At 53.1% G+C, this 458-nt stretch carries 1 protein-coding gene; it reads left to right on the forward strand.

The genetic code is table 11. The annotated features are described in order from the left end of the window. The coding region (locus LC418_RS20860) for a hypothetical protein (RefSeq protein WP_223560516.1) at positions 1 to 458 on the forward strand (458 nt) is incomplete at both ends.

Consider the following 458-nt stretch of genomic DNA (forward strand, 5'->3'; position numbering starts at 1 on the left):
CGCTATTTGCGTTAAATGCTGGTCGTTACGAGGAGGTTGCTCGAATCCGCCTCTCAGATTTTTGGCTCGTACTGCCCGTTGGACTGACGGTAGAGTTATATTCTCCATTTTCCACCAGCAGGAAACAGCTGCCTGGCGTTGCTCAGATCCTAGGTCGATACCCATCCATTTCAGTGGCGATCGACGAACTGATGGTAGTCAGCCGGTTCCTTCCGAACGCCGGCGCCTTGATGCATTACCTGCGCATCCGTCAGGAAGTAGCGGGGATAAAAGAAGTCTTCTTGTTCGACGAACTCGATCATCTTGGTGCATACATCACCAAGAATCGATTTTTCGACGAGCTACGCCCACAAATCGACGAAGGAGCGAACTGGATTGTCGTCGACGGCATGAGTTCCGTCATTGATGACTACTTCAGCCACGCGGAGTGGGCGCAAATGGCTCCGCCTGCCCAGGAG

The organism is Chryseobacterium lathyri, from assembly GCF_019970085.1.
Taxonomy (GTDB): Bacteria; Bacteroidota; Bacteroidia; order Flavobacteriales; family Weeksellaceae; genus Chryseobacterium; species Chryseobacterium lathyri.